General features: G+C 41.1%; 6 protein-coding genes and 1 other annotated feature. All 6 genes read left to right on the top strand.

The annotated features are described in order from the left end of the window. The first annotated feature begins 151 nt into the window (after positions 1-151). The 6 genes from pruA to ilvA all read left to right on the top strand — a co-directional run bounded on the left by pruA (position 152) and on the right by ilvA (position 8,527). Positions 152-1,696 carry an L-glutamate gamma-semialdehyde dehydrogenase gene (gene pruA / locus V7137_RS16350; RefSeq protein ID WP_335699063.1) on the top strand — a complete coding sequence of 515 codons (1,545 nt, stop codon included), beginning with the start codon at positions 152-154 and terminating at the stop codon, positions 1,694-1,696. Positions 1,697-1,768: 72 nt separating this feature from the next. Then, positions 1,769-2,974: an ornithine--oxo-acid transaminase gene (locus V7137_RS16345; protein WP_335699062.1), complete on the top strand. Its 1,206-nt coding sequence runs from the start codon at positions 1,769-1,771 to the stop codon at positions 2,972-2,974. 244 nt (positions 2,975-3,218) lie between these two features. After that, positions 3,219-4,484, top strand: coding sequence for a Glu/Leu/Phe/Val family dehydrogenase (locus V7137_RS16340; RefSeq protein WP_335699072.1), 1,266 nt, complete (start codon positions 3,219-3,221; stop codon positions 4,482-4,484). Between the two features lie 103 nt (positions 4,485-4,587). Then, positions 4,588-4,836 (top strand): biotin/lipoyl-binding protein, encoded by a 249-nt coding sequence (locus tag V7137_RS16335; protein WP_218348418.1) that lies wholly within the window; start codon positions 4,588-4,590, stop codon positions 4,834-4,836. 366 nt (positions 4,837-5,202) lie between these two features. Beyond that, positions 5,203-6,801: an amidohydrolase gene (locus V7137_RS16330; protein WP_335699061.1), complete on the top strand. Its 1,599-nt coding sequence runs from the start codon at positions 5,203-5,205 to the stop codon at positions 6,799-6,801. A gap of 125 nt (positions 6,802-6,926) precedes the next feature. Further along, positions 6,927-7,173, top strand: a binding site (T-box leader). 88 nt (positions 7,174-7,261) lie between these two features. Then, complete coding sequence (gene ilvA / locus V7137_RS16325; protein WP_335699060.1) at positions 7,262-8,527, top strand: threonine ammonia-lyase IlvA; 1,266 nt, start codon at positions 7,262-7,264, stop codon at positions 8,525-8,527. The last annotated feature ends 89 nt before the right edge of the window (positions 8,528-8,616 follow it).

Below are 8,616 nucleotides of genomic sequence, written 5' to 3'. Positions count from 1 at the left end.
AAATTTTTTTGCTCATACCAATGAATTATTTATTTTGCGCAAAAATATTTTGCTCTAAAATAACAAAGAATCCTTTATTCATGCAAAAATACAAGTTGGCACGGAACTTGCAAATAAATTTAATGTAGCATATTACAAGGGGGAACAACAATTGAAACCGTATACACATGAACCATTTACAAATTTTGAAGATGAAAAAAATATACAAGCTTTTCAAGATGCGCTCGCATTCGTACAATCGCAACTTGGAAAAGATTATCCAGTCATAATCGGGGGAGAAGCGATTATGACAGAGGAAAAAGTTACTTCGATCAATCCAGCCAATAAGGAAGAAGTCATTGGCCGGGTTTCAATGGCCGACCAAGATTTAGCAGAACAGGCTATGCATGCCGCATTAACCACATTTGAAACTTGGAAAAAGTGGAAACCTGAACATCGCGCCAACATTTTATTCAAAGCAGCTGCGATCTTACGCCGCAGAAAACATGAGTTTTCAGCGTATCTTGTGAAAGAAGCCGGAAAACCATGGAAAGAAGCGGATGCAGATACAGCAGAAGCAATCGACTTTATCGAGTACTACGGACGCCAAATGCTTCAATTGAAAGAAGGTTCACCAGTTAATAGCCGGACAGGAGAATTTAATCAGTATAATTATATTCCACTAGGTGTAGGGATTATTATTTCCCCATTTAACTTCCCATTAGCGATTATGGCTGGAACAACGATTGCAGCAATCGTTTCTGGGAATACAGTTCTGCTTAAGCCAGCAAACACTACCCCAGTGGTGGCGGCAAAATTTGTTGAATTGATGGAAGAAGCAGGACTTCCAAAAGGCGTTTTAAACTTTGTACCTGGAAGCGGTGCGCAAATTGGTGATTACCTTGTTGATCATCCAAAAACACGCTTCGTATCCTTTACTGGTTCACGTGAAGTTGGCTGCCGTATTAATGAACGTGCTGCCAAGGTTCATCCAGGACAAAAATGGATCAAACGAGTCATTGCTGAAATGGGCGGTAAGGATACCGTGGTTGTAGATAATAATGCGGATTTAGAGTTAGCTGCAGCAAGTATTGTTTATTCCGCTTTCGGCTTTTCAGGTCAAAAATGTTCTGCAGGTTCCCGTGCAGTCATTCATCAGGATGTCTATGATATCGTCCTTGAAAAGGTTGTTGCGCTAACAAAAACCCTAACTCTTGGTAATCCTGAAGATGCAAATACTTATATGGGACCTGTTATTGATGGCAAATCCTTCAAAAAAATCATGGATTATATTGAAGTAGGGAAGCAAGAAGGCCGACTTATGACTGGCGGCGAAGGCGATGATTCTAAAGGTTACTTGATTCAGCCAACTATTTTCGCTGATTTAGATGAAAATGCCCGCCTGATGCAGGAAGAAATTTTCGGACCAGTTCTAGGTATTAGTAAAGCACGTGATTTTGATCATATGATGACGATTGCTAATAATACCGACTATGGTTTAACGGGTGCATTGATTACCAAAAATCGTGAGCATATCGAACGTGCACGCCAGGAATTCCACGTGGGGAATCTATATTTTAACCGTACCTGTACCGGTGCCATTGTTGGATATCAACCGTTTGGTGGTTTCAATATGTCCGGAACAGATTCCAAAGCGGGCGGTCCTGAATATTTACTGCTTCACATGCAAGCAAAAACAACATCTGAAACACTATAAAAAACTACATCTTACAGGCCTCGACAGGCGGTGGTTACTCGTCCTGTCGAGGGAAATGAAGGAGGAACTATCATGACGATTACTGAAACGAACAAAACGAATCAAATTATTGAACAAACACATAAATTCGGTGCCAATAACTATCATCCACTGCCAATCGTTATTGCAAAGGCAGAAGGAGTTTGGGTTGAAAGTCCAGAAGGAAACCGTTATATGGATATGCTTAGTGCATATTCAGCCGTGAACCAAGGTCATCGTCATCCGAAAATTATCCAAGCATTGAAGGACCAAGCTGATAAGGTTACATTAACATCACGTGCCTTTCATAATGATCAACTTGGACCGTGGTACGAAAAAATTTGTCAGTTAACAAATAAAAATATGGCTCTCCCAATGAATACTGGAGCGGAAGCGGTTGAAACAGCCCTTAAGGCTGCTCGCCGCTGGGGTTATGATGTAAAAGGAATTGCAGAAAATCAAGCAGAGATTATTGCCTGTGTAGGGAATTTCCATGGCCGGACAATGGGTGCTGTTTCTTTATCATCTGACCCAGAATATAAGCGCGGCTTCGGACCAATGCTTCCTGGTATTAAATTAATCCCTTATGGTGATCTCGAAGCATTGAAAGCGGCGATCACACCAAACACAGCTGCATTTTTAATCGAACCAATTCAAGGTGAAGCCGGAATTATCGTCCCTCCAGTTGGATTCTTGAAAGCAGCTTCTGATTTATGTAAAGAAAACCAAGTCTTGTTCATTGCTGACGAAATTCAAGTTGGCTTAGCTCGTACCGGTAAAATGTTTGCCTGCGACTGGGAAGATGTGAACCCAGACATGTTAATCTTAGGTAAAGCCTTGGGTGGGGGAGTATTCCCAATTTCCTGTGTGGTAGCGAACTCGGATGTATTAGGGGTATTCAACCCAGGTTCTCATGGTTCAACATTTGGGGGGAATCCACTAGCTTGTGCCGTGTCACTTGCTGCACTGGCGGTAATTGAAGAAGAAAAACTAGCAGAACGCTCGCTTGAATTAGGTAAATACTTCATGGAAAAAATACAGTCCATCAATAATCCAAAAATTAAATCGGTCAGAGGCAGAGGTTTGTTTATCGGGGTTGAACTTACAGAAGCCGCAAGACCATATTGTGAGATTTTGAAAGACAAAGGTTTATTATGTAAAGAAACTCATGACACGGTTATTCGTTTTGCACCACCGCTTACGATCACCAAAGAAGAAATTGATTGGGCTTTTGAAAAAATCCAAACAGTATTAAGTTAATTTTGTAAAATTAGGCTTTGTTAAATGACATTATTGGTTTAGCCACNNAGACTCCTGCGGGAAAAGCAGGACTTGGGAGACCCCGCAGGCGCAAAGCGCCGAGGAGGCTCCCGGACTGCCCGCGGAAAGCGATGTGCCTGGAGCGGAAATTAACAGGAAATTTTTAACAGAGCTTGAAATATAAGCAATTAATCTATTAAACGACGGGGTGTCTGGCATGTCTGTTAAATCGACGGTAACGGAAATGGAACAAAAACAACAAGAGGAAAAAGAATCTTTAAATTTATTCAAGTCTACGCAAACAATTATTCAACAAGCATTATCTAAATTAGGCTATACAAATGAAATGTATGAATTATTAAAGGAACCGATCCGATTATTAACGGTCAGGATTCCCGTAAGAATGGACGATGGTACGGTCAAAATATTTACTGGTTATCGTTCTCAGCATAATGATGCGGTTGGTCCAACCAAGGGCGGTGTCCGTTTTCACCCGGAAGTGGATGAAGAAGAGGTAAAAGCATTGTCGATTTGGATGAGCTTAAAATGCGGAATTACCAATCTCCCATATGGCGGCGGTAAAGGCGGCATCATCTGTGATCCGCGCAACATGTCCTTTAGAGAACTTGAAAGCTTAAGCCGCGGTTATGTTCGCGCAATCAGTCAAATTGTTGGACCGTCAAAAGATATTCCGGCCCCAGATGTTTATACCAATTCACAAATTATGGCATGGATGATGGATGAGTACAGTCGTTTACGTGAATTCGATTCACCGGGCTTTATTACAGGTAAGCCAATCGTTCTTGGTGGTTCACAAGGTCGTGAAACAGCAACTGCTCGTGGTGTAACCATTTGTATTGAAGAAGCAGTGAAGAAAATCGGAAAGGTGCTGCCAGGCGCCCGCGTTGTTATTCAAGGCTTTGGAAATGCCGGAAGTTATTTAGCGAAGTTTATGCATGATGCCGGTGCGAAGGTAGTTGCGGTATCCGATGTGTATGGCGGTATTTACGATCCAAACGGACTTGATATTAATTACTTGCTCGATCGAAGGGATAGCTTCGGCACATTCTCGCAATTATTTAAAAATACGATCACAAACCAAGAATTACTAGAATTAGAATGTGATATTCTTGTCCCAGCAGCCATTTCTAACCAAATTACAGCCCAAAATGCTGCCAATTTTAAAGCACCGATTGTCGTGGAAGCCGCAAATGGTCCAACTACACTTGAGGCAACCAAGATTCTCACTGAGCGTGGTGTCATCCTTGTGCCTGATATCCTTGCTAGTGCAGGCGGTGTAACCGTATCTTATTTTGAATGGGTGCAAAATAATCAAGGCTATTATTGGACCGAAGAAGAAGTGGATGAAAAACTTAAGAAGGTTATGGTCGGTTCTTTTGAAACGATTTATCAAACGGCTAAAACACATCAAGTAGATATGCGTTTAGCGGCTTATATGGTTGGTATAAGAAAAGTAGCAGAGGCTTCTCGCTTCAGAGGATGGGTATAAAAGGATAAGGTTCTCCTAGCCTGAATGAAATCTCCCTACGTGGATGGACAGAAAAAACCTATATCTGATCTATGACTGTCAAGAATAAAAGGAGTGAAGAACTTTGTCAAGGGAAGCTATTATCAGTCCATGTTCTGGTATTGTTGAAACGGTTTGTACCGAGGAAAACAACCACGTATACGAGTGGGAGAAATTATTTTTAATTAAGACAGAGGACGGTAGTATTGAAGAGATTGCAGTCGGAATCAGCGGGCATATCACCTCTTTATCTGTTAAGAAGGGTCAAGTAGTAAATACTCAAACAATCCTCGCAACCATCCAAGATGATTTGTTAATTACAGGATCCGATTAAGGAACAATAATTACTATTTTACAAACTCTTTCCATTTATTTGGAGAGAGTTTTTTACTGGATTCATTTTTGGAGTAAAAATTTTTTGCGAAAATGAAAAATATTTTACAAAATATAGTCTTATGACCTTTGTCATGAAGAGAAAATTCTTAAGGTAGAAAAACTAGTAGGGGAGGAAACTAGAAAAAGATTAGGATTTGTCATTGAACAATAGAGTTTGCCATTCGCACCTTAAAAACAAAAACTATTTAATAGTATTCCCCTTATTTTAAAGCCGACAGGAATTGATTTATTGCAATTAAATCTATCTTGCTGTCGGTTTACCTTATATAATTGAGGAAAGGAATAATTTGTTAGGAGGAGTAGGATGACAAAGACAATTTTTACAAATGGGACCATCTATACATTCGACAGAGGGCAGCCGTTAGTGGAAGCGGTGGTTGTTGAGAATGGGAAAATTATAGATACTGGCTCACACCAAGATATGAACTTAAAATGGGGCAGAGCCGGGTCAACTATCGTTGATTTACAAGGGAAAATGGTAACGCCCGGATTGATCGACAGCCACCTGCATCTTTCAGGTGTGGCATTCAACTTTTTAGATCTTGATTTAACAGGGGTTAAATCGAAAAGCGAAATGCTAGAAAAAATTAGGATCAAGGCGAAAACAGTGGTTCCCGGTAAGTGGCTGGTCGGTATGGGCTGGGATGAAAATCTGTTTACAGAAGGAAACGTTCCAACAATAGAAGAAATAGACCATGTAGCCCCACACTGTCCGGTTTACCTAAAGCGGATATGCCACCATGCTTTTTTGGTCAATAGCAAGGCTCTCGAAATGTCTCAATATCATCCAGCGAACGCTGTACCCACAGGAGGAACGGTCGTTCTTGATCCGATTACCAAAAATCCTAGCGGCTTACTGCTGGAATCGGCTTCTCAACTGATCACCAAATACATACCGGAGCGAACCTATCAAGAGTTAAAGGCTGGTTTACAGCAAGCGATGCAATTTGCAGTGAAAAAAGGGTTAACCAGTGTCCATACCAATGATCCTGCTTATTTAGGCGGACTTGATTCGACCTATAAGATGTATGACGAATTGATAAATCATGAAGCACAAGGTTTACGCTGTAATCTGCTCATTGATTATCCCTTTCTTCATCAATTGAAAGAAAGAGGGATGTTTGCCGGTTTCGGAAACGAACAATTACAAATCGGAGCAATTAAAATTTTTGCTGATGGGGCTTTTGGAAGAAGGACCGCGCTGCTATCAGAGCCTTATCATGATCAACCAGGCCAATTTGGAGACGCCATGTATGAACAAGAAACCCTTTTTCAGGTCGTTCAAGAGATAAGAGCGCATTCCATGCCTCTAGCTGTCCATACGATAGGCGACAAGGCGCTTGAACAAGTTCTAGATGTACTTGATCAACTCCCAACAGTGGAATACCGTGATCGGATCATTCACACGTCTTTGGTTCGAGATGATTTGGTAGAGCGCCTCGCAAACCCAAGCCGGGTTGCGGATATTCAACCAAGATTTGTGGTTGGGGACTACCCATGGGTGAAAGAACGAGTTGGAGGTAAACGGGAGCCATATTTATATGCATGGAAAACATTACTCGATTCTGGTGTTGTTTGTGCCGGTGGATCTGATGCACCTGTTGAACCTGTCGATCCATTGCTTGGTATTCATGCCGCGGTCAGCCGTAGAGCTCCTGGGGATTCACATGAAGGCTGGAATGCAAAAGAAAAGCTCTCCATGCTAGAGGCCGTTAAGCTATTTACGGTTGGAGGTGCATATGCCACAAATGAAGAACATCAAAAGGGGTCCATTTCAAGAGGGAAGTTAGCTGATTTCACGGTTTATTCTCACAACCTAATTACAATGGAGAATCCTGACGATCTACTCCATACTGAGATTGAAATGACGATTATTGATGGCGAAATTAAATTTCAAAAATAAGGGGATTAAGTCGTAAATAGAAGACTGACCGGATGAAAGCGCTTTATAATTAACAAAATAATTAAAATAGTCAAAAAATATTGACAGCCTGTTTTTTCAGTGGTACCCTTATAAAAAAAATTGAAGAAGAATCAATGATGAGAAGAGTAGAGTAAGCCCTTGTTCCACAGAGAGTCGACAGTTGCTGAAAGTCGATGTCAGGACCTATTCGAAGATCATCTCGGAGATGTGTAGCTGAAACGATGAAGTAAGCTAGACCGGAAAGTCCGCCGTTATAATGGAACACGTACTGGAATGGTACGATGAATCGAGAGCCGCAGTGTTCGTTTGCTGTGGAAGTAGGGTGGTATCGCGAGTTAACTCGTCCCTATACTATTGGGGGCGGGTTTTTTGTGTTTTAAAATGGATTGATATTTTTGAAGTTTTTTATGGATGCAACAATTTAGGAGGGAAATGAAAGATGAATCAACAAGTCGATAAGAAAGTGTTTAATGTGGAGGATATTATTATTGCAAGTCATACCATTAAGGATGAAATTTCACCAACTCCCCTGCAGTATAATCACTTGTTGTCAGAAAGATATGGCTGTCATGTCTACTTGAAACGCGAGGACTTACAAAGTGTTCGTTCCTTTAAAATCCGCGGGGCGTATAATCGAATTAAAAAACTAAATGAGGACGAGTTAAAGAATGGGATTATCTGTGCAAGCGCTGGAAATCATGCGCAGGGCGTTGCTTATTCTTGTCATCTCTTAAATATTCACGGGAAAATCTTTATGCCGAGCACAACACCAAAGCAAAAGGTTAAGCAAGTTAAATTTTGGGGCAAGGAAGATGTTGAGATTGTTTTGGTCGGAGATACCTTTGACGATGCCTATGAAAAAGCAAGGGAATGCAGTCAAGAAGAAAATCGGACCTTCATCCATCCGTTTGATGACCATGATGTCATTGCTGGACAAGGAACGGTTGCCGTTGAACTACTTAATGATTGCCCCGAAAAAATTGATTACTTATTTGCCGCAATTGGCGGCGGAGGGTTAATTTCTGGAGTAGGAACGTACTTAAGACATTATTCTCCTCAAACACAATTAATTGGGGTGGAACCCCTAGGTGCTCCAGGTATGAAGGAATCCTTTTTAAAAGGAGAAGTGACATCATTAAAAGAAATTGATCCATTTGTAGATGGGGCAGCGGTAAAAACAGTGGGTTCGTTGACCTTTAATATTTGTAAGGAGATCGTTGACGATATTCTTGTGGTTCCAGAGGGCAAGGTATGTACTACACTATTATCTTTATACAATGAAAATGCCATTGTAGTGGAGCCGACGGGTGCACTATCAGTTGCAGCCTTGGATATGTATGCAGAAGAAATCAAAGGGAAGACGGTGGTCTGCATCGTCAGCGGCGGTAACAATGATATTGGCCGTATGCAGGAAATTAAAGAACGTTCAAAAATCTATGAAGGACTACAGCATTATTTTATTGTCCAATTCCCGCAGCGTCCAGGGGCCTTACGTGAGTTTTTACTTGATGTCCTTGGACCAAACGATGATATTAGTCATTTTGAATATACGAAAAAGAATAATCGCGAAACGGGCCCAGCCTTGGTAGGAATTGAACTGAAGGATAAGGGAGATTACACGCTGTTGATTGAACGAATCAAAGCGAAGGGATTTTTATATCGTGAAGTAAATAATGATAGTACCCTATTTCAAATGTTGGTATAGTTCCATACTAATTTGTGGAGGTCGAAAAGACGGGTTTCGACCTCTTTTTGGCGTTTTATAGGTATTAAAATCAACTTCTTGCACTATTT

This window comes from Neobacillus drentensis (genome assembly GCF_036962765.1).
Taxonomy (GTDB): Bacteria; Bacillota; Bacilli; order Bacillales; family Cytobacillaceae; genus Neobacillus; species Neobacillus drentensis_C.
The sequence above is the reverse complement of the archived record's forward strand: the minus strand, read 5'-3'. Positions and strand labels throughout refer to the sequence as shown.